The sequence below is a fragment of the Nocardia sp. N2S4-5 genome (assembly GCF_044628355.1).
GTDB lineage: Bacteria > Actinomycetota > Actinomycetes > Mycobacteriales > Mycobacteriaceae > Nocardia > Nocardia wallacei_B.
In genome coordinates this window covers 3,295,850-3,320,661 of sequence record NZ_JBIUPM010000001.1, presented here as the reverse complement: position 1 = coordinate 3,320,661, position 24,812 = coordinate 3,295,850, and the positions used below count along the sequence as shown (strand labels likewise).

The window sequence follows — 24,812 nt, the reverse complement described above, 5'->3', positions numbered from 1 at the left end:
GACACCACGAGACGGGGGACACCGCATGACGAATCGCAGCTTCGACGGCCGGACGGCCGTGGTCACCGGCGCGGCCTCGGGCATCGGCGCCGCCATCGCCGACCGGCTGATCGCCGAGGGCGCGAACGTCGCGGGCCTGGACATCGACGAAGCGGGCCTGCGGTCGGCGGCCGAACGGCTGGGCGAGCGGTTCCGCGCGGTGCCGGCGGACGTGACGAGCGAGTCGGAGGTGGAATCGGCGATCGAGACGACGGTGCGGCTGTTCGGTTCGCTGGAGCTGGCGTTCAATGTCGCCGGGGGTTCGCGTATCGGCGCGGTCACCGAATTGGCCGAGGCGGACTGGGATTTCACCGTCGATCTGGTGCAGAAGAGTGTCTTTCTGTGCACCAAGCACGAGGCACGCCGGATGCGGGCGGGCGGTGGCGCGATCGTGAACGTCTCGTCGCTGGACGCGCGGATCCCGATGCCCGGCGGCAGCCCGTATTCGACCGGCAAGGCCGGGGTGGAGATGTTCACCAAGAATGCCGCACTGGAGCTGGCGCCCTACGGGATACGGGTGAACTGCGTGCTGCCCGGCTTGGTCGACACCCCACTCACCGCGCCGATCGTCGCCTACGAGCCCGCACTGCGAATGTTCCTCGACCGCATTCCCCTGAAAACGCCGGCAAGGCCCGACCAGATAGCCGGGCCTTGCTTGTTCCTCGCGGGCGCCGATGCCTCCTACATCACCGGCGCCTCGCTGGTCATCGATGGTGGCTGGCAGCTCACCAGCTTCCCCAACCTGGCCGCCCTGAGCGGCTCCTGACCGGCGCGTCATCCGCGTCCGGCGCACCGCAGGGCCCAGGCCAGGGCGCCGAGGGCGGCGGTGTTGGCGACACCGCGCAGGATGTTCAGCCGCACCCACGAATCCTCGAACTGCTGGCGCATCGCGGCGAAATCACCACCGGTGGCGTCGGCGAGCTGATTGTTGAGCGGGATATTGCCACCGGCACTGATCAGGAAGCTGATCACATTGAGCGCCAGCGCCGCCAGAATCCACCACAGCACCGTCCGCTGATCGCCCCGCAGATGCAGCGCCGCCGCCACTCCCGTGAACACGATCGAGCCGAGGAACCCGAACATGAAGGCCGGATTGACGATCACCACGTTGATCCGATTCATCACATCCACGAACGTCCGATCGTCCATCTGCCGCAGCGCCAACATCACCGAGCTGGCGTAGGCGTAGAAAACTCCGGCCAGGAGTCCGGTCGAAATGGTGGCCACCACGAGAGAAGTGGTGCCGAGGGCGGAAGTAGCGGTACTTGCCTGCGTCGTTGTCGTCATGCGATAAGTACACCGGGCGCCGTGAGATCCCGACATAGCCGCGACGCTCGACGGCATAAGCGGGCGTCCACGGGCCGAGGCGGCCCTGGTCAGTGGGTGCGCGACGGGGGGACCACCGGGGAGTCCCAGGCTCGGGCGTAGCGGCGTTTGTCGGCGGCGTTGTATTCCTTGCTGCGGTAGACGACGTAGGGGCGCACGAGGTAGCCGACGGGGGCGCTGAACATGTGGACCAGGCGGGTGTAGGGCCAGATGCCGATGAGGGTGAGCACGATCAGGCCGTGGGCCTGGAAGGTCCAGGGCGTGCCGACCATCAGGTCGGGCTCCGGGTGCAGCGTGAAAAGGCTACGGAACCAAGGGGATACGGTTTCGCGATAGTTGTGGCGGCCCCACAGCAGGTTGCTGCCGACGGTGTTGAGCAGGCCGGTGATCAACGCGCCCGCCAGCAGCGCGTACATCACCTTGTCGTTGTTGGTGGTGGCCTGCCGCACCGCGGGCACGGTGACGCGGCGATACAGCAGGATGGCGATACCGGCGATGACGGCGACCCCTGCCACGGTGCCCGCCGACACCGCGACCAGGTGGTACAGGTGTTCGGAGACGCCGATCGCCGCGGTCCAGGACTCGGGGATCAGCACGCCGAGCACATGCCCGCCGATCACGCCGAGCATCCCGAAGTGGAACAGCGGACTGCCCAGCCGCAGCAGCCGGCTCTCGTAGATCTGGGAGGACCTGGTGGTCCAGCCGAACTGGTCGTTGCGATACCGCCACAGGTGGCCGAGCAGGAACGACGTGAATGCCACATAGGGCAGCGTCATCCAGAGCATGGTGGTCATCGGCGGCCTTCCGATCCGGTGAACAGCGAGGGGTCCATGGCGAACGGGTCCAGCCCGACCTCCTCCTCCGGCGGCCCCTGCGCGGCGAGTTCGGCGATGCGGCGGCGGTCCGCGGTGGTCAGCGGCGGCAGGGTCGCGACCACCGCCGCCAGGATCGCCGTGTACGGAGAGTCGCTGTCGGACAACGACAGTCGCAACAGCTCGAGCACCGGGACATGCTCACCCAGCAGCCGTTCGCCGCCGATCGGATCGACGGTGGCGGCGAATTCCAGCAGCACCGGAAGGTGATCGGGCAGCTCGGTGTCGTCCAGTTCGACGCCCGCGTGCCGGTAGGCGTGCTTGAAGCGCAGCAGCGCCATGCCGCGCTTGCGGGTATCGCCGTAGGCGTAGTACGTGAGATGGAGGCTGACGCGGCGGCGCAGGTCGAACGTCTCGACGTACTGCTGCGCCAAGGCCAGCGGCTCGGTGTCGCGCAGATGCCGCAGGAACCGATCCAGGTTCTCGCGCACCTCCGACGGCAGTTGCGTTGTGGCGCTCGCCAATTCGTCTATCAGTGCGAGCGTCTCCCGGCCGGGGTAGTCGAGCAGGAGGGCGGCGATCCGCCACACCAGGCGGCGGTCGCGCTCGGAGATCGTTATCGCGGGCTCGGGGCGTCGCCGCAACTTCGGCAGGCTCACAGGAAAAGCGCTCATCGACTCGCCCCGGTCGGCTCGGGCTCCGCGATATCGTTCGCCGCGCCGTTCGTCGGACCACCGTTGTGGCTCCCGTTGTGCCCGTTCGCCCCGTCGCGCTCGGGCAGCAGCCCGCTGGTCGACTTCCCGTCCCAGTTGAGCAGGTTGACGCGGCTCGACTTCTCCTCGGGCGCGGCGCCGTTGGTGTCGGTCAGGTGGAACTTGTCCGCCATGACGTCGAACGCGGTCATGCCGGGCCCGCCGTCGTTGTCCAGGCTGCACCCGGTCGCCAGCGAATCCAGTTCGTGCGCACGGGAAGTCGCGCCGCTGGGAATCACGTAGCGGTGCTCGTACTTGGCGATGGCCAGCAGCCGGTACATGGCCTCGATCTCCTCGGGCTCCAGCCGCACCGATTCCGGGATCGAGAGGTCCGGCTCCTGGCCCAGGTTGATCGAGCGCATGAACGCGCGCATGCCCGCCAGCCGTTGCAGCGCGGCCCGGACCGGGCCGACCTCACCGGCGGTGAACAACTCGGCGAGATACTCGACCGGGATGCGCAGCGCGTCGATGGCCCCGAACAGATTGGCCATGTTCTCGCCGTCGTGCCCGGTCTCCGACAGCACATCCACCACCGGTGACAGCGGCGGCACGTACCAGACCATCGGCATGGTCCGGTACTCCGGATGCAGCGGCAGCGCGATCTGGTAGTCGACGATCAGCTTGTACACCGGCGAATCCTGCGCCGCCTGAATCCATTCCGGCGAGATCCCGGCCCGCTCGGCCTCGGCGATGACCCGGGGGTCGTGCGGGTTCAGGAATACGCCGAGTTGTGCCGGGTAGAGGTCCTTGTCGTCGGTGACCGACGCCGCCTCCAGCACCGCGTCCGCGTCGTAGAGCATCACGCCGATGTAGCGCAGCCGGCCGACACAGGTCTCCGAGCACACCGTCGGGATGCCGACCTCCACGCGCGGGTAGCAGAACGTGCACTTCTCCGCCTTGCCCGTCTTGTGGTTGAAGTAGATCTTCTTGTACGGGCAGCCGGTGACGCACTGCCGCCAGCCGCGGCACTTGTCCTGGTCGACGAGCACGATGCCGTCCTCGGCGCGCTTGTAGATCGCGCCCGACGGGCAGGACGCCGCACACGACGGGTTGAGGCAGTGCTCGCAGATGCGCGGCAGGTAGAACATGAAGGTCTGCTCGAACTCGAGCTTCACCTGCTCGGACAGCTTTCCCAGCAACGGATCCCGGCCGACCTGCTCCGGTCCCGATCCCAGGTCGTCGTCCCAGTTGGCGCCCCAGGTGACCTTGGTGTCCTCGCCGGTGATCAGCGATTTCGGCCGGGCCACTGGCGTGGTGTCCATGGCCGGTGAGCTGAGCAGATTCTCGTAGTCGTAGCTCCACGGGTCGTAGTAGTCCGACACCGTGGGCAGGTCCGGGTTGGCGAAGATGTTGAGCAGCCGCTTCATTCGCGACCCCGACTTCAGGGTGAGGCGGCCCCGGCGGTTCAGCGTCCAGCCGCCCTTCCACCTCTCCTGATCCTGGTACTGCCGCGGATAGCCCTGTCCGGGACGGGTTTCCACGTTGTTGAACCACACGTACTCGGTGCCGCTCCGGTTCGTCCACGCTTGCTTGCAGGTGACGCTGCAGGTGTGACACCCGATGCACTTGTCCAGGTTCATCACCATGGCCAGCTGTGCCATGACGCGCATGTCAGTACTCCTTCCGTCCACGGGGCGCGCGCATCAGTACTCCACCTGCTGCGAACGGCGGCGGATCGTGGTGACCTCGTCGCGCTGATTTCCGGTGGGCCCGTGGTAGTTGATGGCGAACGACTGCTGCGCGTAGCCGCCGATCAGGTGCGAGGGCTTGATCATGATGCGGGTCAGCGCGTTGTGGATGCCGCCGCGTTTTCCCTTCGCGCCGTTGACGTTCGGCGTCCCCTCGATGCGCGGGACGTCGACCGCGCGGTCCTGTGCGTGATACATGAACACGGTGCCCTCGGGCATGCGGTGGCTGACGATCGCGCGGGCGACGACGATGCCGTTGCGGTTGATCGCCTCGATCCAGTCGTTGTCGGCCACACCGATCTTGGCGGCGTCCTTCTCCGACATCCAGATCGCCTGACCGCCGCGCGAGAGCGTGAGCATGTGCAGGTTGTCCTGGTAGGCCGAGTGGATCGACCACTTGGAGTGCGGCGTGAGGTAGCGGACGGTGACGCCGTTGTCACCGACGCTCCCCACCCCCGGCTCGCGGAACAGGGCGGACATGTCCAGCGGGGGGCGGAAGATCGGCAGTTGCTCGCCGAGTTCGATCATCCAGTCGTGATCGAGGTAGAAGTGCTGGCGGCCGGTGAGGGTGTGCCAGGGCTTGAGCCGCTCGGTGTTGATGGTGAACGGCGAGTACCGCCGCCCGCCGGTCTCGGACCCGGACCATTCCGGCGAGGTGATGACCGGCACCGGCCGGGATTGGGTGTCGGCGAACGTGATTCGCTTGCCCTCGTGTTCGGCCGCGAGGTCGGCCAGCCGGGTTCCGGTGCGCCGTTCGAGCGCCTCGAACCCCGCCACCGCGAGCCGCCCGTTGGTGGTGCCGGACAGCGCCAGGATGGCCTCCGCCGCGTGGACGTCCTTGGCCAGCGACGGACGGCCCTGTGCGGCACCGGAGATCACGGTGCCGTTGACTCCGGCGAGATACTCGACCTCGGTGTCGGGGTAGGTGGTGACGCCCTTGGTGGTGAGGCCGAGCGTCTCGACCAACGGCCCGAGCGCCGCCATCTTCTCGGCCAGTTTCGGATAGTCCCGTTCCACCACAACGAGTTTCGGCATGGTCTGGCCGGGAATCGGCTCGCATTCCCCCGCCTTCCAGTCCAGCACCCGCCCGCCGGGCTGCGCCAGCGCGTCGGGCGAATCGTGTTGCAGCGCCACCGCGACGAGATCCTTGCGGACGCCGAGGTGCTTCTCGGCCAGCCAGGAGAAGCCGCGCGCGATGCGATGGAACGCCTCGAAGTCGGTCTTGGCCTCCCAGGGCGGGGAGATGGCGGGGGAGAAGGCGTGCACGAACGGGTGCATGTCGGTGGAGGACAGGTCGTGCTTCTCGTACCAGGTCGCCGCGGGCAGCACGATGTCGGAGAACAGCGTGGTGGAGGTCATCCGGAAGTCCAGCGACAGCAGCAGGTCCAGCTTTCCGGTCGCCGCCTGGTCCCGCCATTCCAGTTCCTGCGGACGCACCCCGGCCACGTCGGTCGTCTGCAGATTCGAGTCCGTGCCCAGCAGATGCTTGTGGAAGTACTCGTTGCCCTTGCCGGAGGAGCCGAGCAGGTTGGCCCGCCACACGGTGAGGCAGCGCGGGAAGTTCTCCGGCGCGTCGGGGTCCTCGCAGGCGAAGCGCAGATCGCCGGATTTCAGCCCGTCGACCACATAGTCCTGCGGCGTCTTGCCCGCCGCCTCGGCCTCGTCCACCAGGTCGAGCGGATTGCGGTTGAGGGTCGGGTAGCTGGGCATCCAGCCCAGCCGCGACGCCAGCGCGATGTTGTCGGCGGCCGTGCGCCCGGCGAAGCGGCCCGAAGCCAGTGGGGAGGAGAAGGTTTCGGCGGTGAACGGGTCGTAGCGCCACTGGTCGTTGGCCAGATACCAGAAGATGGTGCCCTGCATCTGCCGCGGCGGCCGCTGCCAGTCCAGGCCGAAAGCCAGTGTGGCCCAGCCGGTCACGGGCCGGCACTTCTCCTGGCCGACGTAGTGCGCCCAGCCGCCGCCGTTCACGCCCTGGCAGCCGGTGAGCAGGGTGAGGGTGAAGAACGACCGGTAGATCTGGTCGGAGTGGAACCAGTGGTTGGTGCCGGCGCCCATCAGGATCATCGAACGGCCGCCGGAGCGGTCGGCGTTGTCGGCGAACTCCCGCGCGATCCGGGTGGCCTGCACGGCGGGGACGCCGGTGATGGTCTCCTGCCAGGCGGGTGTATAGGGCTCGCGCGCGTCGTCGTAGCCCGTCGGCCAGGTGCCGGGCAGACCGGGGCGGCCCACGCCGTACTGCGCCAGCAGCAGATCGAAGACGGTCGTGACCCGCTTGCCCGCAACGATTCTCGTGGGCACGCCGCGCACCAGCACGGCCTCGCCGTCCGCGCCGCCGTCGAAGCGGGGGAACTGCACGGCCACAGCATCGTCGGTGTGGCCGTGCAGTGTCAGCAGGGGATCGACGTCCCCCAGGTCCAGATTCCAGCGGCCGGTGCCGGACGCCGAGAAGCGGTCGCCGAGAGAGCCGTTGGGCACCACGGGGTTGCCCTCGGCGTCCAGCAGCACGGTGCGGTGCTCGGCGCCCTCGCCGCTCTCGCCGAGATCGGCGGCGGTGAGGAACTTTCCGGGCGCCCAGGCGTGGCCGCGGTACTCACCGTCGGCGTTCCAGCCGCCCTCCTGCTCGTCCAGGGTGATCAGGAACGGCAGGTCGGTGTAGCGCTTGACGTAATCGAGGAAGCGGGGCGTGTCCCGATCGAGGAAGAACTCCTTGAGAATCACGTGGCCCATCGACATGGCAAGGGCCGCATCGGTTCCCGGCCGCGCGGGCACCCATTCGTCGGCGAACTTGGTGTTGTCCGCGTAGTCGGGGGAGACCACGACGACCTTCTGGCCGCGGTACCGGGCTTCGGTCATGTAGTGCGCGTCGGGGGTACGGGTCACCGGGACGTTCGAGCCCCACATGATCAGATAGCCCGCGTCGAACCAGTCCGCCGACTCGGGAACGTCGGTCTGGTCGCCGAACACCTGCGGCGAGGCCACCGGCAGGTCGGCGTACCAGTCGTAGAACGACAGCATCGACCCGCCCAGCATCGAGATGAACCGCGCGCCCACGGCGTGCGACACCATCGACATCGCGGGGATCGGGGAGAACCCCGCCACCCGGTCCGGGCCGTACCGCTTGATGGTGTAAACGTGTGCGGCGGCGGCGATCTCGGCCGCCTCCCACCACTCGGCGCGCACGAAGCCGCCCTTGCCGCGGGCCGACTTGTACCGCTTCGCCTTCTCCGGATCCTCCACCAGTGACTCCCACGCCACCACCGGGTCCTTCACCGCCGCCTTGGCCTCGCGGTACATCTCCAGCAGCACCCCGCGGATATACGGATACCGCACGCGCGCAGGCGAATACGTGTACCAGGAGAACGAGGCGCCGCGCGGGCAGCCGCGCGGCTCGTACTCCGGCTTGTCGGATCCGACCGAAGGGTAGTCGGTCTGCTGGGATTCCCAGGTGATCACGCCGTCCTTGACGTAGATCTTCCACGAGCAGGAACCGGTGCAGTTCACGCCGTGGGTGGAACGCACCACCTTGTCGTGCGCCCATCGGTCCCGGTAGAACTCGTCGGCGCTGCGCCCGCCCACCTTGTGGAGGGTGCGCAGATCGGCGGAGACCTCGCCGCGGTGGAAGTATTTGCCCAATCGGAGCAGTGCGTCACCGGATGCCGCGGATCGTCCGTTCGTATCGGAGGGGGTCGAACCCTTTGTATGAGAATTAACCACAACGCCCCCTTCGAGCTGTGAACCGGGCTGCTGCACCGAGAGTAAGGACGTCGGGAGAGGGGACAAAACGGTTCTCTCACAACGCTCCCGGCCTCGCGGTGAGCTGTGAGGCGGGGGAAACGTGGTGGTCACTATGCGGTGCCCGCCCCGCCCGACCTGGGCGGAGGCGACCTGGGCCGATGCCGTTTTCCAGGGCCTCGGAGGGCGGCGGCGCGGTATCCGGTGATGCTTTGGAAACGACCGGTTCTCGGGCACTTTACATTTGTTTACATATCCGGGAGCCGCTTCGAGCATCGTTTTTCCCGTCCCGATGAGACGGACGTCGCACAGGTTACGAGACCCGAATTACCGCGTGGTAAATCGTTTGCCCGGCGCTCGCGGCCGAAATCCTCCGTGCCACGCGACGGCCGGATAGGGTGCGGGTCATGCAGCGATTCGAGGCCGGAATCGAAGCGGCTCGCGGCGGCGGGGCGTATGTGCCGGTACCCGGCGAGGTCGTGGCGGCGCTCGGCGGCGGTGGCCGGATCCCGGTGCTCGCCACCTTCGACGGCGTGGAGTACCGCGGATCGATCGTGTCGATGGGCGACGGCCCGTGCATCGGCCTGGTGAAGGATATTCGCACCGCGCTCGGCAAGCAGCCCGGCGACACCGTGACCGTCACCGTGGCGCGCGACACCGCCGAGCGCACCGTGGCGGTCCCCGACGAACTGGCCGCCGCACTCGCCGCCGGCGGCCTGCGCAACCGGTTCGATCGGCTGTCGTACTCCCGCCGCCGCGAGTACGCCGACTCGGTGACCAGCGCCAAACGTGCGGAGACCCGGACCCGCCGGATCGAGAAGATCGTGGATAGCCTGCGCGAATAGGCCGGCCTACTCGGCGACGAGTTCGGCCTCCGCTTCGACGGCGCGGACGGTCCGCTCGGGGACGCGCAACGGTCCCGGGGTGTAGGTGATCGCGCGCAGGTCGCCGGTGTAGCGGAAGGGACCGCGGCGGCGGCGCAGGTCCCAGTCGACCGGACCCCGGGCGTCGATACCGACGGAAATCCCTGTCCACGGGGACATTCCGGCCAATTGCACCTGATCGGCCAGACTGCTCACCGCCGTGCCGTCGACGCGCACGGTGAAGTCCCATCGCAGCCGCGGCCGCACCACCGCGGTGAGGCCGATCTCGCGCGCCCCCGGCGGGAGCGGCGCCGCGGCGGTGGCGTAGCGGCCGTAGCTGTTGAATCCGAACACGATCCGGCCGTCCTCGACATACAGCAGGTAGCCGCCCTGCGGATCGCCGTGGGCCACCAGCACGCCCTCGTCACCCTCGGCGTACCCGGCCAGTTCCGCGGTGACGGTGAAGTCGCGATACGCGATCAGCCGCTGCGAGCGATACCGCTCCAGGGTCGGCGTGCCGGGCAGCAGTCGTACGGGGTCGGCCAGGCGTGCCTCCTCGGGCCTGCGCCGCGCCAGATCCGCGCGGGTGAGCAGCGGGAACACGGTGTTCCGCCAGGCGGCGTCGTCCCACGCGCGGGACAGCTCGGCGACCTTCTCCGGGAACTCGTCCGCCACGTCGTGCAGTTCGGTCGGGTCGGTGCGCACGTCGAACAACTGCCAGCGCGGGGCGTCGATATCCGCGCCGGGCTCGTACAGGGCGAGCAGTTTCCAGCCGTCCCGATAGAAGCCGCGGTGCCCGGTCATCTCCGAATACTGCTCGACGTGCGCCGACCTTGCCCGCGGATCGCGCAGCACCGGCACGGCCGAGACGCCGTCGAACTCCTTGGCGGGCAGTCCGTTACGCACCGACGGCCGCCGCAGGCCCGCCAGCTCGAGCAGGGTCGGCGCGAGGTCGGTCACGTAGCTGTACTCGCGGCGAATCTCATTGGCGGGCAGTCCGTTCGGCCACGACACCAGAAACGGGACCCGGACCCCTCCGGCGAACGTCTGGCCCTTGTAGAACCGGAACGGGGTGTTCGACGCCTGCCCCCATCCGCGCGGGTAGTGCACACCGAGCCGGGCGGTGCCGATCAGCTCCTCGTCGTGCGGCACGTCACCGACCCAGTCCGGATCGTCGACGTGCGCGAATTCCGCCAGATAGCTGCGGGTGCCGACCGGGCCGCCCTCCGCGGTGCCGCCGTTGTCGGAGGTGAACACCACGATCGTGTCGTCCAATTCGCCCAGCTGCTCCACCGTGTCGAGCAAGCGGCCCAGGTTCTGGTCGATATTGTCGACCATCGCCGCGTACACCTCCATGTAGCGCGCGAACCGCCGCTGCTGTTCGGCCGGCAGCGAATCCCATTCCTGCGCTTCGTATCCCGGCTCGGTGTTGCGGGGCTTCTGCCGGGTGCCCGCCGGAAACAGTCCCTGTGCGAGCTGGGCGGCGAAACGACTGTGCCGCAGCCGATCCCAGCCCTCGGCGTAGCGGCCCCGGTACTTGTCCAGGTCGACCTGCTTGGCCTGTAGCGGGCCGTGCATCGCGACGTGGGCGAAGTACAGGAAGAACGGCTTCGCCGCATCGTGCGCGCGCAGGTCCTTCAGATACGAGATCGCCTTGTCGGTGAGATCGTCGGTGACGTAATAGTCGTCGGGATAGGCCTCGACGTCGACGACCGAGCTGTCGGAGACGATCTGGTTCGGGTAGAAGAAGGAGTTGAACCCCTCCAGCGACCCGTAGTAGCGGTCGAAGCCGCGCTGCGTCGGCCACGAATCGCGGTGTGCCGCAGGGTTCATGGTGGCGTCGCGCACCAGGTGCCATTTGCCGACGGCGTAGGTGGCGTAGCCGTTGGCGCGCAGGATCTCCGGCAGCGTCAGCACGTCGTCGGCCAGTTCCAGCCGCAGCCCGGGGTAACCGGGATCGGCGTTGGCCACGAATCCGAAGCCCGCGCGGTGCGGGTTGATCCCGGTGAGCAGCGCGGCCCGCGACGGGGAGCACAGCGGGGTGGTGTGATAGTTGGTGAGCCGGATCCCGCGCTCGGCCAGGCGGTTCAGCGTCGGGGTCTCGATCTCCGAGCCGAACGGCCCGATATCGCTGAAGCCCATGTCGTCGACCAGCACCACGATGATGTTCGGCGCGTGCTCGGGCGCGGTGGGCGGGTAGGTCCATCGCGGGCTGGACTCGGCGGCGGTCCGCCCGATCGTACCGGTGAAGTTCTCGTAGCCGCGGGCATGATCAGGCACAGACATCGCTCCAGCGAAGCTCGGCGCCGACCGGGTTCGCCAGGGTTTCACGCAGGGTGCGCGCAACCGGTGCCGGGCGAGTCCGGGCTGGTTACCGTAACCGCCGTGCACACGAGTCGACGCCGCGCGCCCCGGAACGGTTCCGGCGACCCGTCGTGCTGAGTATTTCGAGGATCCAGCTATGAGTTCACCACCCGGCGCTCTGCGCCGCCGCATCTTCCTGCGCGGAGCGGGCGCCGCCGCGCTCGCGTTCGCCACCGGCGCCTCGGCGGCGTGCACCTCGGCGGTACACGAACTCGACGCCGCCGGTGACGACGCCACCCCGGTGCGCGGCGGCACTCTGAAGGTCGGCACGCCGTGGGACATCGTGCCCGCCAACATCCTGACCAATACCGCCACCACACCCGCGGTGATCGGCCTGGTGTACGAGTCGTTGATCCGCTACCCGAACGACCGCCTGGAACCGCAACCGCTGCTGGCGAAGTCGTGGAGCCTGGCTCCGGACGGCCTGTCGCTGGCCCTGGAGCTGCGCGACGACGTCACCTTCCACAGCGGTCGGCCGTTCACCTCCGCGGATGTCGAATTCGCGCTGCGCACCTACGCCGACCCGAAATGGTCGGCGCAGCTGAAGAGCACCGCGGCGGCCATCACCGAGTACGACACCAGCGCGCCGCATCGCATCGTGTTGAAATTCGCGCATCCGCTCGGCAATATCTTCGACCTGCTGGACACCGCGCCGATGCTGGACCGGGAGACCATCGGGCAGCTCGCCACCGGCGACGCCTTCGTCGGCACCGGGCCGTTCCGGTTCGTCGATCGAATCCCCAACAGCCGGTTGGTGTTCGAGCGCAACGAGCATTACTGGGTGCCGGAGCGGCCATATCTGGACCGGGTGCAATTGTCGATCATCCCGGACAGTCAGGCGCAGCTCAACGCGCTGCGATCGGGCCAGGTCGGGCTCGCGCACGGGCTGAATCCGCGCGACATCGAAAACCTCGCCGCGCGACCGGGATTCAAGTCGATCACCTACGACGGCGCCGAGCTGCAGATGTATGTCGGTGTGAACGTGCGTAATCCGGCGCTGGCCGACGTCCGGCTGCGGCAGGCGATCGCCTACGCCCTCGACCGCGACCGCATCATCGAGGAGGTGTTCCGCGGTGCCGGATATCCGCTGAACGTGCCGTGGCCGCGGAACTCGCCCGCCTACGACGAGGCGCGCAACACCAGATACGCCCGCGACCTGGGCAAGGCCCGCGAACTCGTCGCGCAGGTGGGCAAGCCGCCGCAGATCCCGCTGTCCTACAACACCAGTACGCCGTCGCACGGGGCGACCGCGCAGATCGTGCAGGCGAATCTCGCGGACGCGGGGATCGAGGTGACCCTCGACCCCAACGACGACGGCACCGCGGTGAAGAAGCTGATCGGCGGCCAGTATCCGGGCCTGTGGGTCACCGATCACTCGTGGGCCCAGTTCGTGCCGTCGACGCTCACGGTCAGCGCCTACCCGTTCAACGCCCGCAAGAACGCCTCCCACTACGAATCCGCCGCCTACGTCGCGGCCGCCGACGCGGCGTGGCGGCGCAGCGGCGGCACGGACGGCGCGGCGGTCTCGGCATATCGGGCCGTCAGCGACCAACTGCTGGAGGGCCTGTTCCTCATCGAGATCGGGGTGCGGTTCAACCAGGCGGCGGCGTCCAAGCGGCTGCACGGGGTGTCGTGGACCAAGCGCCGCGAGACCGTTCTGACGGAGGCGTTCCTGTCGTGACCCGATATCTGTTGCGCCGCTTGCCTTCCGCGCTACTGGTCCTGTTTCTGTCGTCGGTGCTCATCTTCCTGCTGATGCGCCTGGTGCCGGGTGATCCCGCCAGCACCCTGGCCGGACCGGACGCGACCCCGCAGAGCGTGGACGCGATCCGGCACCAGCTGGGGCTGGACCGATCCATTCCGGCGCAGTACCTGAGCTGGCTCGGCGGCCTGGTCACCCTCGACCTCGGCCGGTCCTATGTCCTCGGCGGGCAGATCTCCGAACTGGTCGGCCAGGGCCTGACCAACACGCTGGTGCTGACCGCGGCCGCGTTGCTGCTCGCGGTCGTGGTGAGCCTCGCGCTGGGGGTGGCGTCGGTGGTCCGGCCGAACCGGTGGCTGCACGCGGTGATCGCGGCGGCGAATACGGTGGCCGTCGCGTTGCCCACCTTCGTGACCGGCGTGCTGCTGACCCTGCTGTTCGCGGTCGCGCTTCCGGTGTTGCCCGCGGGCGGCGTGCCGCCCGACGGGTTCATCGCGCGACCGGACATCGCCGTGCAATATCTGCTGCTGCCCGCGGTATGCCTGGCATTGCCGGTCGGTGCGGCGCTGACCCGATTCCTCACCGAAGCGCTGCGCACCGAACTCGGCAGGCCCTATGTGCTGACCGCGCGGTCGCAGGGAATCTCACAGTGGCAGATAGTGACTCGCGGCGCGCTACGCAACGCGCTGCCCGCGATGCTGACCGCGCTGGGTATCCAGACCGGCCATCTGCTCGGCGGTGCGGTGCTGGTGGAGGCGATCTTCGCCTGGCCGGGGATCGGGCAGCTCATCGAACAGGGCATCAATCGGCGCGACTACCCGGTGGTGCAGGTGCTGTTGCTGCTGTCGGTGACCGTTTTCGTGGCGTTGCAGCTGGTCACCGATGTCGTGCACGCGTGGCTGGATCCGCGGATCCGGATCGGAGGGCGGTCATGACCGAGGTCGCGACGGCCGCGGAAACAGATTCGGCGGCAACGGAATCCGAGCGGTTCGCGCTGCGGCGCGGTCAGGGACTGGCCGGGCTGATCCTGGTCGGGATGATCGTGCTGGCGGGGCTGTTCGCGGGGGCGCTGAGCCGCCAGGATCCCGTCACACAGATCACGGGGGCGAATCTGCTGGGACCCACCGCGGAGCACTGGCTGGGCACCGACGAACTCAATCGGGACGTGCTCGCGCGGGTATTGCACGGCCTGCGGATCGATCTGCTGATCGTGTTCGTCGCGGTGCCGCTGGCGGCGGTATTGGGGTCGGCGATCGGGCTGCTCGCGGGTCTGCATCCGGTCGTGGACACCGTGGCGCAGCGCGTCTTCGACGTGGTCCTCGCCTTCCCGGCGCTGATTCTCGCCATCGCGCTGGCGGCCATCACCGGGCCGGGCGCGCACGCGGTGATCATCGTGATCGTCGCCGCCGAGGTGCCGATTTTCGGCCGTCAGATCCGCACCGCGATCCTGCGGGTGCGCGAGCAGGCGTTCGTCGAGGCCGCCGAGGTGATCGGCGCGGGGATCTGGTGGACGCTGCGCAAGCATGTGCTGCCCCATGTCCTCGAACCGCTGGGAGTTCAACTCGCGCTGTCGATGTCGATCGCCGTGGCGGTGGACGGGGCGATGAGTTTCATCGGGCTGGGGGTGCGGCCGCCGCAACCGTCACTGGGATCGGTGGTGGCCGAATCGGTCTCGAATATGGACGCGAATCCGGCGATGGCCGTGGGTCCCCTGGTGGTGGTCGCGGGGCTCACGCTCGGGTTCCTGCTGATCGCCCAGGGGCTGGGCCGGGCGAGGAGGATCGGATGAGTGACGAAGTGGTGCTGGGAATCTCGGACCTGGTGGTGCGGTTCGGGGCACGGACCGTCGTGGACCGGGTCGGCTTCGACGTGCGGCGCGGCGAGGTGGTCGCCCTGGTCGGGGAGTCCGGTTCCGGGAAGTCGCTGACCGCCCGCTCGGTGCTCGGCCTGCTGCCCGAAGGAGCCTCGGCGACCGGCTCGATCCTGTTGAGCGGCACCGAGATCGTCGGGGCGAGCGAAGCCGGGCTGCGTGGGGTGCGGGGCACGCGGGCCGCGATGGTGTTCCAGGAGCCGCAGACCGCGCTGAATCCGGTACAGAAGATCGGCACCCAGATCGCACAGGCGCTGCGCGCGCACGGGCCGATCTCGCGGAGCGACGCGCGCGCCCGGGCGGTGGAACTGCTGGGGCTGGTGGACATCCCGGAACCGGAGCGGCGCGTCGACTGGTACCCACATCAGCTTTCGGGCGGCCAGAAACAGCGCGTGGTCATCGCGCTCGCACTCTCCGGCGAACCGGATCTGCTCATCGCCGACGAACCCACCACGGCCCTGGACGTGACGGTGCAGGCCGAGATCCTGGACCTTCTCCGAGACCTGCAGCGGCGCAAGGGAACCGCGGTCCTGTTCATCACCCACAATCTCGGGGTGGTCGCGGAGATCGCGGATCGGGTGGTGGTCATGCGCGGCGGGCGAGTGGTGGAGCAGCAACCGGTGCGGGAACTGTTCGCCGCGCCGCGCGAGAACTACACTCGCGCACTGCTCGCGGCCGTGCCGAAGTTGCCGGACACAGCCGCAGAGGCGGATCTGGGACTGGCGGTGCCCGCGGAGCGGGAGCGTCCCGCGCCGGTGGTGGCACTGAGTGATCTCACCGTCGTCTACCGGTCTCGCGGCGAGCGGTTCCGGGCGCTGGACGGCGTGTCACTGTCGGTCGCGCCGCACGAGGTCGTCGGGTTGGTCGGTGAATCCGGTTCGGGGAAAAGCACTCTCGGTCGGGTCGCCTTGGGCTTGGTGCCTGTCGATTCGGGTGAGGTTGTGCTGCAAGGGGTGTCGTTGCGCGGACTGAGCGCCCGGGAGCTGCGCGGACTGCGCAAGCATGTGGCGCTGGTGCATCAGGACGTCACCGCCTCGCTGGATCCGCGGCGCACGATCGAGGATTCGATCGGTGAGCCGCTGCGGGTACACCGGGTGGCGAGCGGGTCACTGCTGCGGGAGAAGGTGGGTCGGCTGCTCGAATCCGTGCGGCTGCCGGGCGATTACGCCGCCCGCCGCCCCGGCGAGCTCTCCGGCGGGCAGCGGCAGCGAGTGGCGCTCGCCCGTGCCCTCGCATTGGCGCCGCGGCTGGTCGTGGCCGACGAGCCCACCAGCGCCCTGGATGTCTCGGTGCAGGCGCAGGTGCTCGACCTGTTCGCCGACCTCCGTGACGAGTACGGGTTCGCCTGCCTGTTCATCAGTCACGACCTGGCCGTGGTGCATCGGGTCGCCGACCGGGTGGTGGTGTTGCGGGCCGGAACGGTCGTCGAGACCGGCACGCCCGACGAGGTTTTCGGTCGTCCGCGCGCGGAGTACACGCGGCGGCTGCTGTCCGCGGTCCCCGTCCCGGATCCGGCGCGCAGGTATCGCGAGCCGTTGGCGCTCGGCGCGTGAGGGTCAGCGCCGGAAGACCACCCAGCGCATGGCGCAGTACATGTAGACCGCCTCGCACGCTCCGGCGGTGATCCGGGCGACGTGGTATTCGACTCCCAGCGCGCTCAGCACGCTGGACACGCCGAGGATGAACGCCAGGTAGTTGATCACCACGACCACCACGTACACCGTGAACTGCGGTCCCACCGCGGCGTGCGAACGGAAATTCAGCGTCCGATTCGCCAGGTAGCTCAATCCGAACGCGCAGACGTAGGCCACGGTCACGGCGATCGGCAGGCCGACACCCCACCAACTGTGCAGGACCGTGAGCAGAACCAGATCGATTGCGAACGTACACCCGTTGATCAGGGCGAAGCCCAGGAACGTCGCGGGAACGACAGCGGCCAGCCCCCACGGCAGCCGGCCCACCGCCACCTCACACCAGCGATGGAACCACTCGGCCCGTCCCGCCTCCTCCGCACTCGTATCGACCCGCACGCCGCCACCGTGCCATCACCAGGTGTCGGGAAGGTGATCAGCAGGTGAGCGGGATTACGCCCGATGTCCGGTGGGTCAGGTGGGCAGGGGAAGGAACTCGACCAGGGCGCCGTCCGGGGCGTTCGGGGGCACGATCACGAGGCCGTCGCGGTCCAGTAGCCCGGCGAGGTGGGCGGTGCGGATGTGGGAGTCGCCGAGCCAGCCGCCTTCGGGGGCGTTGCGGGCGGGCACAATACGCGGGGCGGGGCCGGAGATCTCCGCGGCGTTGAGTAGCGGGCCGGTGATCTTGCGGGCGGAGGTGCGGCCGAGGCGGCCCTCCACCACGGACGGGGCCAGGGCCAGCAGGGTGGCGACCGCCGCGAACGGATTGCCGGGCAGGCCCAGAATCGTGGTGCCGCTGTCGGTTTCGGCAACCACCGTGGAGCCGCCGGGCCGCATTCGTAAGCGGTGCACCAGGATTCGGGCGCGGAGACGGTCGAGGGCATCGCGCAGCTGATCGGCGGCGCCGCCGCCGGTGGCGCCGACCACCACCAGCAGCTCGCAGTCCGTGGCGGCCGCCAGGACCTCGTCGAAGCCGTTCGCCGTGTCGCGCAGGTGGACTCGGTCCAGGGCACGAATCCCGCACCACGCCAACAGGTCCGGGAGCGCCGGGCCGATGGAGTCGCGCGTCTGGCCGGTGTGCAGCGGGCCCTCGCTGCGAATCTCGTCACCGGTCATCACGACGCGGGCGCGCACCGGCCCCCGGACCGCGGCGGCGCCGACCTCGGCGGAGGAGGCGACCGACAGGAGCGCGGCCGATACCGGGGTGCCCGCGGGCGCCACGATGTCGCCGGGCTGCCAGTCCTCGCCGCGCCGGCGCACATCGTCGCGGATCGGGGTGTCGGGCAGCCGCCGCAGCAGGCCGTCCGGTCCGGTGTGCACGAATTCGTCCCGCACCACCGTCGTGGTGCCCTCGGGGACGTGCGCGCCGGTGGCGATGCGCACGGCCTCCCCGGTCAGCAGGCCGACCGGGCGCTCCCCGCCCGCGAAACCGACATCGTGGCGCAGCTGCCACGGACCGTCGCCGGACACCGCGTACCCGTCCATCGCCGACACGTCGAACCGGGGCAGCGCCTCGGCGGCGGCCAGCGGTTCCGCGAGCGCCGCACCGGGCACCGAACGCAGCGTCGCCCGACGGGTCGGCAAGCGGGAAAGCTTGCCGCGTAATACGCTTCGCGCCTCATCGAGCGACAGGGGCGTCGCGTGCGCCCGCGCCCGGCGCACGTCATCGGCCGTGTCGCAATCGGCCACGCCCGGCAGCGGCACCATCACCGTGTCGACCGGAACCAGGGCCTTCATGGGCTGGTTCATCAGCGAATCCAGCCGTGCCAATCCGGCCAGCAGCGCCGTGCGCCGCCATACCCCGACCAGATACTGCGGGCGCCCGGACTCGTCGGCCGCGAACACCGCGTCCGTGCCGGACTCGTCGGCATGCCGACGCAGGTCGTCGACCGCGGCGGCGGTGAGGAACGGCATATCCGCGGCGAGGACAACCACCAGCTCGGCCGGGAAATCGCACTCGTCCAGCGACCTGAGCCCCGCGGCGATCGCGGCGACCGGACCCGACCCGGCAGGCACCTCCTGCGCCTGCCGCACCTCCGGCCCCAGCTCCGGCCGATGCGGCCCGACGACAACCGTCCGCGCACAACCGACAACCGCACCCAGAGCGGCATCCAGCATCGAACGCCCGCCGACGACGATCGCGGGCTTGTCCACCCCACCCATCCGGCTGGCCCGCCCCCCGGCCAGCACGATCGCATCGGCGTCGGTCACGAGCCCACCCCCGCTACCTTCGTCATGCGCCGATCGTAGTTCGTCTCTCCGCCCGGACGCCCGAACGGGCACGGCCGCCGCGAGCAAGCGCTATAGGACAGGCTGGTGCAGGCGGAATTCGGTGGTTTCCGGGTCGGCCAGCGTTGTCGGCGGATCCTGGTGAGAAGCGCTGGGGCGCAGGTGGAGTGCGCCCGCGGCGGTGAGGCGGGCTACCTCCGCGGCGGGATCGTCGCCGGGGAAGGTGATGATGTCCAGGTGTAGTCGGCCGGGTTCGGGTGCGGCGTCGGGGGAGTGGAGGAATTCCAGCCAGGGGCCCTGCTGTGTCGCCGAGCGGAGACCGGCGAAATGTGTCTCGCTGTGGGTCAGCGGCCAGCCCGCGGCGGTCGACCAGAACCGCGCCGAGCGGGCCGGGTCCTGGGTGTCGACCACGATGGCGGCTACCGCGCCGGTGTCGACGTACTGCGCTCGCGGTTCCAGGACACAGAATTCGTTGCCCTCCGGATCGGCCAGTACCGACCACGGCACCGCACCCTGGCCGATGTCGATGGGGTGGGCGCCCAGTGCCAGCGCCCGATCCGCTTGGGCGCGTTGGTGTTCCAGGGACCGGGCGGACAGGTCGAGATGAATGCGATTCTTGCCGGACTTCGGCTCGCGGGTGAGCAGGAAGGTCAGGGCCACGTCGGGAGCGTCGGGGTCGGGCGCGGCGACCTCGGCCCGGTCGGGGCGGTCGACGGTCACTTCCCAGCCGAGCAACTCGGCCCAGAACCGGGCGACCGCGCGCGGCTGTTCCGCGTCGAACGCCACGCACGCCAGACGGGTGGGCATGCCCCCACGGTAACCGCCGAACCGGCCCGTGGGGAGCAGTCGGTCAGATTGTGCCGCCGGAGGATTCGAATCGGTGCCGGGCCGCCGCGAGGTCGACCCGGTCGCCGCGGATCGGGCAGCCCTCGGCGGCCAGTTGTCGCAGTTGGCGATGGGCCAGGTGCGGCGCGGGGGTGCCGTTCGCGCGCAGCACCCGGTGCCAGGGCAGATCCGCGGCGTCGGTGCGCATGATCCAGCCGACCGTGCGTGGCGTCGACAGGCCCGCCGCCGCGGCGATATCGCCGTACGTCGCGACCCGCCCCGGCGGAATCGCCGCGACGAGTTCGCGGACCCGTTCGATCTCGGCGTCGGTGGTGGCCATCTCAGAGCGCCGCGCGCACCACGGCGGCGGTCTCGGCGGGCCGCGCCTGGGCCACCATGTGGTCGCAGTCGAATTTGTGCACGGTGAGGTCGCCGCCCAGGCGTTCGGCCAGCACCGCCCGCAATCGCGGCGTGACGAACGGCGACTTCAGCGCGTGCACCAGCACCGTCGGCAGTCCGGCGGGCGGCAGCACGGGTTCGCGGGCGAGCTGGCCCCAATACGACACCACGGCAGGCAGATTCATCCGCCATGCCACCCGGCCGGTCGGCGTGGGCGCCAGATGTTCGGCGAGTTCGGCCGCGAGCAACGCCGGCGCGACATCGGCCCACGCGGTCTCCAATTTGTCCAGGCGGGCGGCCTCGACATCGGGATAGTCCGGCGCCGACAGCGTGCTCTCGGCGATCTCCAGCAGCAGGGCCGGGTCGAGTGCGATCGCGGGATCCAGCAGCACCAGCCGGCGCACCAGCTCGGGGCGCTGGTGCGCGAGGTGCAGCGCGGCGGCGCCACCGAATGAATGGCCCACCACCACGGCCGGTGTGTCGTCCAGCAGCGGAATCACATCGTCGACGACCGCCTCGAAGGTCCAGGGTGGCAGTGCGGGTGAGCGGCCGTGCCCGCGCAGATCGGGCGCGACGAGGCGAACCTCGGGCAGGTCGGTGGCCAGCGCCTCCCACCGTCTGCCGTGGCCGGTCAACCCGTGCAGGGCGAGCACCAGGGGGCCGTCGGCGGGGCCGTAGCGATGGACGTGCAGATCGGACACGCAACCATTGTGCCGGTCGGCTACGACGGCCGCGCCTCGGGAGCGGCCGGAAGACTTCGGATGAGCCGGGCGATTTCCGCGGCGTGCGTGAACACCAGCCCGTGATCGGCCTCCAGCCAGGTCACGGCGATGTGTGGCCGCTCGCGACGCAGCCGCTCGATTCCGGCCCGCCAGTTCCGATTACGTGGCGGCGCAAGCCCTTCGGCGCTGTCACCGGCCATCGAGGTCGACATGATCATGCTGATCGGTAGCTCGATCCGGCGGTACCGGCCGAGGATCTCGGCGCGCACCGCGTCCACCTCGATGTTCAGGTCGAGAATCTCCCGCCCGGTGAGCAGCACCTGGTGCGCGGTGCCCCGGTTCGCCTCCTGCTCGGTGGCCAGGTCCTCCCACATCGCGCGGAATTCCGGCAGGTCCGACTCGGTGAGGAACGGTTCCGGCACCGGGTTCGCACCATCGATGAGCACGAGTTCGGCGACGCTACCGGGATGCTCGGCGGCATAGTGCACGACCAGATCCGCGCCCAGCGAGTAGCCCGCGAGCACGGGCGGCGCGGGCAGATCGAGGCGTTCCACCTCCGTCATCACGGCGGTGAGGTCGCCGAGAAAGGCGTCGAAGGTGTAGCGGTCGGCGGCCGAGGCGAGGCCGTGGCCCCGCAGGTCGAAGGTGATCACGTCGTGGTCGCGCCGCAGCAGGCCGATCAACTCGTGCAGGTCCGCCTGTGTCGAACTCAGTCCTGGGCACAGCACCAGCGGCCGTCCGCGCCCACCGCGCGACACCGCGAGGGTGACTCCGTCGTGCTGAACGGTGAACTCCCGCATAGCTTTCCACGTTCCTTTCACCGGGTGGCCCTCGAAGCGGGCCGGTCCTGTCCGGTCCGGCGGCGCTCGGCGCGGTGGGCGAGGGCGTGCAGGACGCGCTGCCAGGCCGGGCTCTCCTCGGCGATGCGGGAGAAGGTCAGCTCCGTGCTGCCCGGGCGCTCGGCTCCTTCGTGCGCGATCTCCCAGGCGTCCAGGTCGTCGATGAGCCGGTCCAGGCGCGGGTCGTCCGCGTCCCAATCGGCCGCCCGGTCGCAGGCCAGGTACAGGCGCGCCGTCTCGGGATCATCCAGGGCGGCGTTCTTCTCCCGGATCCGCTGCGGCACGGCGCGCGGATCCACGGCCCGCATCAGGATCCATGCGTCGCGTTCGAGCCGCACCCGGCGTTCGCTGACGCCGAGACCGCGCATCCGGTCGAGGAGGGCGACCACCTCGGGCGGCAGGACGAGCCGCTCGCCGCTGTCCAGGTCGCCGATCCGGCGGCGGTAGTCGGCGAGTTGGTCTATCCGGCGCCGCAATTCGGCGTCGATATCGGCGATGGCCGCGGCGAACTCGGTCGGCTGCGCGTGCAGCAGCGCGTCGATGCGCGACAGCGGCACCCCGGCGTCGGCGAGGGTCCTGATCCGGATGAGGTCCACCGCCGCCTGCGCGCGGTAGCGGCGATAACCGGAGGCGTCGCGCTCGGGCTCGGGCAGCAGGCCGATGTGGTGGTAATGCCGGACGGTGCGCACGGTCACGCCGGCGGTCGCCGCGAGCTGGCCGATCGTGAGCACCGTCCTCCTTAGTCTTCCTACGACCGTGCCGAGTCTAAGGGGCGAGCCGAACGGTCGACGACGTCGCGGATCGCCCGGACCACGGCGTCGGGGCGGTCGAAGCAGAGCCGGTGGTGGAAGGTATCGGTGAGGATGCGCTGCTCGCCCCGCGAGACCGCGCTCACCAAGGCGGCATCCAGTGTCCGCTTGCCGTCGTGCACCTGCCGCGATGCCTGCTCCGGCATCGCTGCGGACTCGTCGCCGAGCACGGTGAGCGCGACCACCGGCACGTCGGGTAGGCCCGGGCCGGTGCGCAACTCGGCGGCGAGCGGGGTCAGCGTGGCTCGCTCGGCGAGGCCCGCGCGAATCCAATCGTCGCTAGCCTTGGCATCGATCAGAGACCGCTGTATCCGCTCCGGATAGGCGGCCAGCAGTTCGGTATTCATCTCGTGCAGGGCCGGGCGCAGTGCGTCCAGCCGGTCCGGGTCGGGCGCGGTTCGCTCCATCGCGCCCAGCCCGGCGTCGGGCGGCATGTGCTCGTCCCAGTCGCGGTGCAGCGCGTCCAGCCAGACCAGGCCCGCCACGTCCCGCGGATACAACTGCGCGAACCGGAAAGCGTAGAAGCCGCCCAGCGAATGCGGCGCGAGCACGTACGGGGCGGCGATGTGCTGGGCCCGCAGCAGGTCGCGCAGTTCCGTGGCGACCGCGGCGGCGGTGCGCGGCAGCGGCAGGGGATCGCTGTACCCCGTGCCGCCGCGGTCGTACACGACGGCGGTGGTGAATCGCGAAACCTCTTGCTGCACACCGAAATAATCCAAACCGACCGCGCCCGCGCCCGCCAGGAACACGACGGCCGGTCCGCCGCTGCCGCAGCGGTGCACGTAGATCCGGCGCCCATCGATCTCCTCGAACCCGCCGACCGGCGGCGCGAGCCGTGTCGAGGGAATGCTGTCGTTCGTCATGCGACCAGCCTCCGACCCTGACGCTGCGTCAAGGTCAACCGGCGGTCCGGGGGAGCAAGGTATTCGGCGCCGAACTCAGGCGTAGGGATCGGTGATCTCGCGCAGGCTGGTCAGTGCCTCGCGCAGGTCCCGCATCCGGCGCGCGCCCAGGTGCGCGGCCCATTCGGCCTGCACGGTCGCGGCGATCTTGTCGGCGTGGTCGGCCATCGTGTGGCCGCGCGGCGACAGGCGCACGAGGCGGGCGCGGCCATCGGACGGGTCCGGAGCCCGATCGACATAACCGGCCCGTTCGAGTTGATCGACCAGGAAACCGGCGGTCTGCTTGGTGACCTGCGCCTGCTCGGCCAACTCGGTGATGCGCGAGCCCTCCGGCGCCAGCCGCCCCGCCAGCCGGCCCTGCGCCACGGTGATATCGCCGTAACCGGCGTCGGCGAGGCCGGCGAAGATTCGTTCCTCCATGGACCGGTACGCGATGAACATCAGCAGACCGACATTTAACTCGTCGTCAGACATCCCACTCCTTGACTCGGTAAGCGACACTGACCATAATAGTCAGTGAATCTTACTAACCCTGACGTGAGGGGGCTGCTATGGATCGCGAAACTTCCTGGCAGCACATCGAACAGCAGCGTCGCGCGATAGCCGATCTGCTCGCCGACCTCACGCCCGAGGAGTGGGAGACCGAGTCGCTGTGCGCGGGCTGGCGCATCCGGGAGGTGGCCGCCCACATCGCACTGACTCCGGAGCCGCCCTCCCCGCTGGTACTGCTGCGCACCGGCCTGCATGTGCGAGGCGACTACAACCGGCTCATCGACGAACTCACCCGAGCATATGCCGTCCGTCCCCCATGGGAACTGGTGACCAGGCTCCGGGTGAACGCGGCCTCGCGTCGCTTGCCGAAGCTGACCAATTACTCCAACATCCTGTTCGACACCATCGTTCACGGGCAGGACATCGCCCTGCCGCTCGGCCGCGCCCTCGCCGTCCCGCCCGCGGCGGCGGCCGCGGGAGCCACGCGCGCCGCGAAGGTCGGCCGGCCGGTCTGGAACCGGCACCGCCTCGCCGGAATCCGGTTGTGCGCCATAGACATCAATTGGGCGTACGGCACGGGCCGCGAGATCTACGGGCCGATCCTGGCGCTGCTGCTGCTCATCACAGGCCGCACCGCTCTGCTGGATCAGGTCACCGGGCCCGGGGTCGTTCGGCTCACGCGCCAACTGGCCTGACGATCCCCGCGGCCCGCCCCCGGTTCCGGTGTGTCGGCAAACCTTCAGCGTCCGTGCCCTGGATACTGTGCGCATGACGTCGGGTCGGCTGTCGCGTAGATCGCTGCTCGCCTTGGCGGCG

22 protein-coding genes are annotated in these 24,812 nt (G+C 69.5%); 7 read left to right on the top strand and 15 right to left on the bottom strand.

Annotated features, from left to right (window positions below; all coding sequences use genetic code 11):
- Positions 1 to 25: 25 nt before the first annotated feature.
- Positions 26 to 805 carry an SDR family NAD(P)-dependent oxidoreductase gene (locus ACFMRZ_RS15090; protein ID WP_280277234.1) on the top strand — a complete coding sequence of 260 codons (780 nt, stop codon included), beginning with the start codon at positions 26 to 28 and terminating at the stop codon, positions 803 to 805.
- Between the two features lie 8 nt (positions 806 to 813).
- Here ACFMRZ_RS15090 and ACFMRZ_RS15085 read toward each other — a convergent pair whose 3' ends face one another.
- From ACFMRZ_RS15085 to ACFMRZ_RS15065, 5 genes are all read right to left on the bottom strand, one after another.
- On the bottom strand, positions 814 to 1,326 hold the full coding sequence (locus tag ACFMRZ_RS15085; protein WP_400179655.1) for a DUF1772 domain-containing protein: 513 nt from the start codon (positions 1,324 to 1,326) through the stop codon (positions 814 to 816).
- A gap of 89 nt (positions 1,327 to 1,415) precedes the next feature.
- On the bottom strand, positions 1,416 to 2,159 hold the full coding sequence (gene narI, locus ACFMRZ_RS15080; RefSeq protein ID WP_400179654.1) for a respiratory nitrate reductase subunit gamma: 744 nt from the start codon (positions 2,157 to 2,159) through the stop codon (positions 1,416 to 1,418).
- Positions 2,156 to 2,836 (bottom strand): nitrate reductase molybdenum cofactor assembly chaperone, encoded by a 681-nt coding sequence (gene narJ, locus ACFMRZ_RS15075; RefSeq protein WP_400182861.1) that lies wholly within the window; start codon positions 2,834 to 2,836, stop codon positions 2,156 to 2,158. The genes narI and narJ overlap by 4 nt, the downstream gene beginning before the upstream one ends.
- 11 nt (positions 2,837 to 2,847) lie before the next feature.
- Positions 2,848 to 4,530 (bottom strand): nitrate reductase subunit beta, encoded by a 1,683-nt coding sequence (gene narH, locus ACFMRZ_RS15070; protein ID WP_400182860.1) that lies wholly within the window; start codon positions 4,528 to 4,530, stop codon positions 2,848 to 2,850.
- A gap of 42 nt (positions 4,531 to 4,572) precedes the next feature.
- Complete coding sequence (locus ACFMRZ_RS15065; RefSeq protein ID WP_400182859.1) at positions 4,573 to 8,259, bottom strand: nitrate reductase subunit alpha; 3,687 nt, start codon at positions 8,257 to 8,259, stop codon at positions 4,573 to 4,575.
- Positions 8,260 to 8,756: 497 nt separating this feature from the next.
- Between ACFMRZ_RS15065 and ACFMRZ_RS15060 the strand changes: the two genes are divergently transcribed.
- Positions 8,757 to 9,194: a YdeI/OmpD-associated family protein gene (locus tag ACFMRZ_RS15060; protein WP_400179653.1), complete on the top strand. Its 438-nt coding sequence runs from the start codon at positions 8,757 to 8,759 to the stop codon at positions 9,192 to 9,194.
- A 6-nt stretch (positions 9,195 to 9,200) separates the two neighbouring features.
- On the opposite strand, the gene ACFMRZ_RS15055 is transcribed toward ACFMRZ_RS15060, so the two are convergent.
- Positions 9,201 to 11,498: an arylsulfatase gene (locus ACFMRZ_RS15055; protein ID WP_400179652.1), complete on the bottom strand. Its 2,298-nt coding sequence runs from the start codon at positions 11,496 to 11,498 to the stop codon at positions 9,201 to 9,203.
- Between the two features lie 175 nt (positions 11,499 to 11,673).
- On the opposite strand from ACFMRZ_RS15055, the gene ACFMRZ_RS15050 reads away from it, so the two are divergent.
- The 4 genes from ACFMRZ_RS15050 to ACFMRZ_RS15035 are packed head-to-tail and all read left to right on the top strand — an operon-like array spanning position 11,674 to position 16,701.
- Positions 11,674 to 13,257: an ABC transporter substrate-binding protein gene (locus ACFMRZ_RS15050; RefSeq protein ID WP_400179651.1), complete on the top strand. Its 1,584-nt coding sequence runs from the start codon at positions 11,674 to 11,676 to the stop codon at positions 13,255 to 13,257.
- On the top strand, positions 13,254 to 14,213 hold the full coding sequence (locus ACFMRZ_RS15045) for an ABC transporter permease (protein ID WP_400179650.1): 960 nt from the start codon (positions 13,254 to 13,256) through the stop codon (positions 14,211 to 14,213). The genes ACFMRZ_RS15050 and ACFMRZ_RS15045 overlap by 4 nt, the downstream gene beginning before the upstream one ends.
- Positions 14,210 to 15,067, top strand: coding sequence for an ABC transporter permease (locus ACFMRZ_RS15040; RefSeq protein ID WP_400179649.1), 858 nt, complete (start codon positions 14,210 to 14,212; stop codon positions 15,065 to 15,067). Before ACFMRZ_RS15045 ends, ACFMRZ_RS15040 begins: the two co-directional genes overlap by 4 nt.
- Positions 15,064 to 16,701: a dipeptide ABC transporter ATP-binding protein gene (locus tag ACFMRZ_RS15035; protein ID WP_400179648.1), complete on the top strand. Its 1,638-nt coding sequence runs from the start codon at positions 15,064 to 15,066 to the stop codon at positions 16,699 to 16,701. Before ACFMRZ_RS15040 ends, ACFMRZ_RS15035 begins: the two co-directional genes overlap by 4 nt.
- Before the next feature lie 3 nt (positions 16,702 to 16,704).
- On the opposite strand, the gene ACFMRZ_RS15030 is transcribed toward ACFMRZ_RS15035, so the two are convergent.
- From ACFMRZ_RS15030 to ACFMRZ_RS14990, 9 genes are all read right to left on the bottom strand, one after another.
- Complete coding sequence (locus ACFMRZ_RS15030; protein WP_280277225.1) at positions 16,705 to 17,178, bottom strand: GtrA family protein; 474 nt, start codon at positions 17,176 to 17,178, stop codon at positions 16,705 to 16,707.
- A 75-nt stretch (positions 17,179 to 17,253) separates the two neighbouring features.
- A complete protein-coding gene (locus ACFMRZ_RS15025; RefSeq protein ID WP_400179647.1) occupies positions 17,254 to 18,990 on the bottom strand; it encodes an NTP transferase domain-containing protein in 1,737 nt (578 codons plus the stop codon).
- Positions 18,991 to 19,080: 90 nt separating this feature from the next.
- Positions 19,081 to 19,815, bottom strand: a complete 735-nt coding sequence (locus ACFMRZ_RS15020) for a VOC family protein (protein ID WP_400179646.1) — start codon at positions 19,813 to 19,815, stop codon at positions 19,081 to 19,083.
- 43 nt (positions 19,816 to 19,858) lie between these two features.
- Complete coding sequence (locus ACFMRZ_RS15015) at positions 19,859 to 20,173, bottom strand: MGMT family protein (protein WP_280277222.1); 315 nt, start codon at positions 20,171 to 20,173, stop codon at positions 19,859 to 19,861.
- Between the two features lies 1 nt (position 20,174).
- On the bottom strand, positions 20,175 to 20,933 hold the full coding sequence (locus ACFMRZ_RS15010) for an alpha/beta fold hydrolase (protein ID WP_400179645.1): 759 nt from the start codon (positions 20,931 to 20,933) through the stop codon (positions 20,175 to 20,177).
- A 20-nt stretch (positions 20,934 to 20,953) separates the two neighbouring features.
- Complete coding sequence (locus ACFMRZ_RS15005; protein WP_400179643.1) at positions 20,954 to 21,754, bottom strand: alpha/beta fold hydrolase; 801 nt, start codon at positions 21,752 to 21,754, stop codon at positions 20,954 to 20,956.
- 17 nt (positions 21,755 to 21,771) lie between these two features.
- Positions 21,772 to 22,524 carry a MerR family transcriptional regulator gene (locus ACFMRZ_RS15000; RefSeq protein ID WP_400179642.1) on the bottom strand — a complete coding sequence of 251 codons (753 nt, stop codon included), beginning with the start codon at positions 22,522 to 22,524 and terminating at the stop codon, positions 21,772 to 21,774.
- Between the two features lie 17 nt (positions 22,525 to 22,541).
- Positions 22,542 to 23,465: an alpha/beta hydrolase gene (locus ACFMRZ_RS14995; RefSeq protein ID WP_400179641.1), complete on the bottom strand. Its 924-nt coding sequence runs from the start codon at positions 23,463 to 23,465 to the stop codon at positions 22,542 to 22,544.
- Positions 23,466 to 23,540: 75 nt separating this feature from the next.
- Positions 23,541 to 23,978: a MarR family winged helix-turn-helix transcriptional regulator gene (locus tag ACFMRZ_RS14990; protein ID WP_280277217.1), complete on the bottom strand. Its 438-nt coding sequence runs from the start codon at positions 23,976 to 23,978 to the stop codon at positions 23,541 to 23,543.
- Between the two features lie 77 nt (positions 23,979 to 24,055).
- Between ACFMRZ_RS14990 and ACFMRZ_RS14985 the strand changes: the two genes are divergently transcribed.
- Positions 24,056 to 24,691, top strand: a complete 636-nt coding sequence (locus tag ACFMRZ_RS14985; protein ID WP_400179640.1) for a maleylpyruvate isomerase family mycothiol-dependent enzyme — start codon at positions 24,056 to 24,058, stop codon at positions 24,689 to 24,691.
- Positions 24,692 to 24,812: the final 121 nt, after the last annotated feature.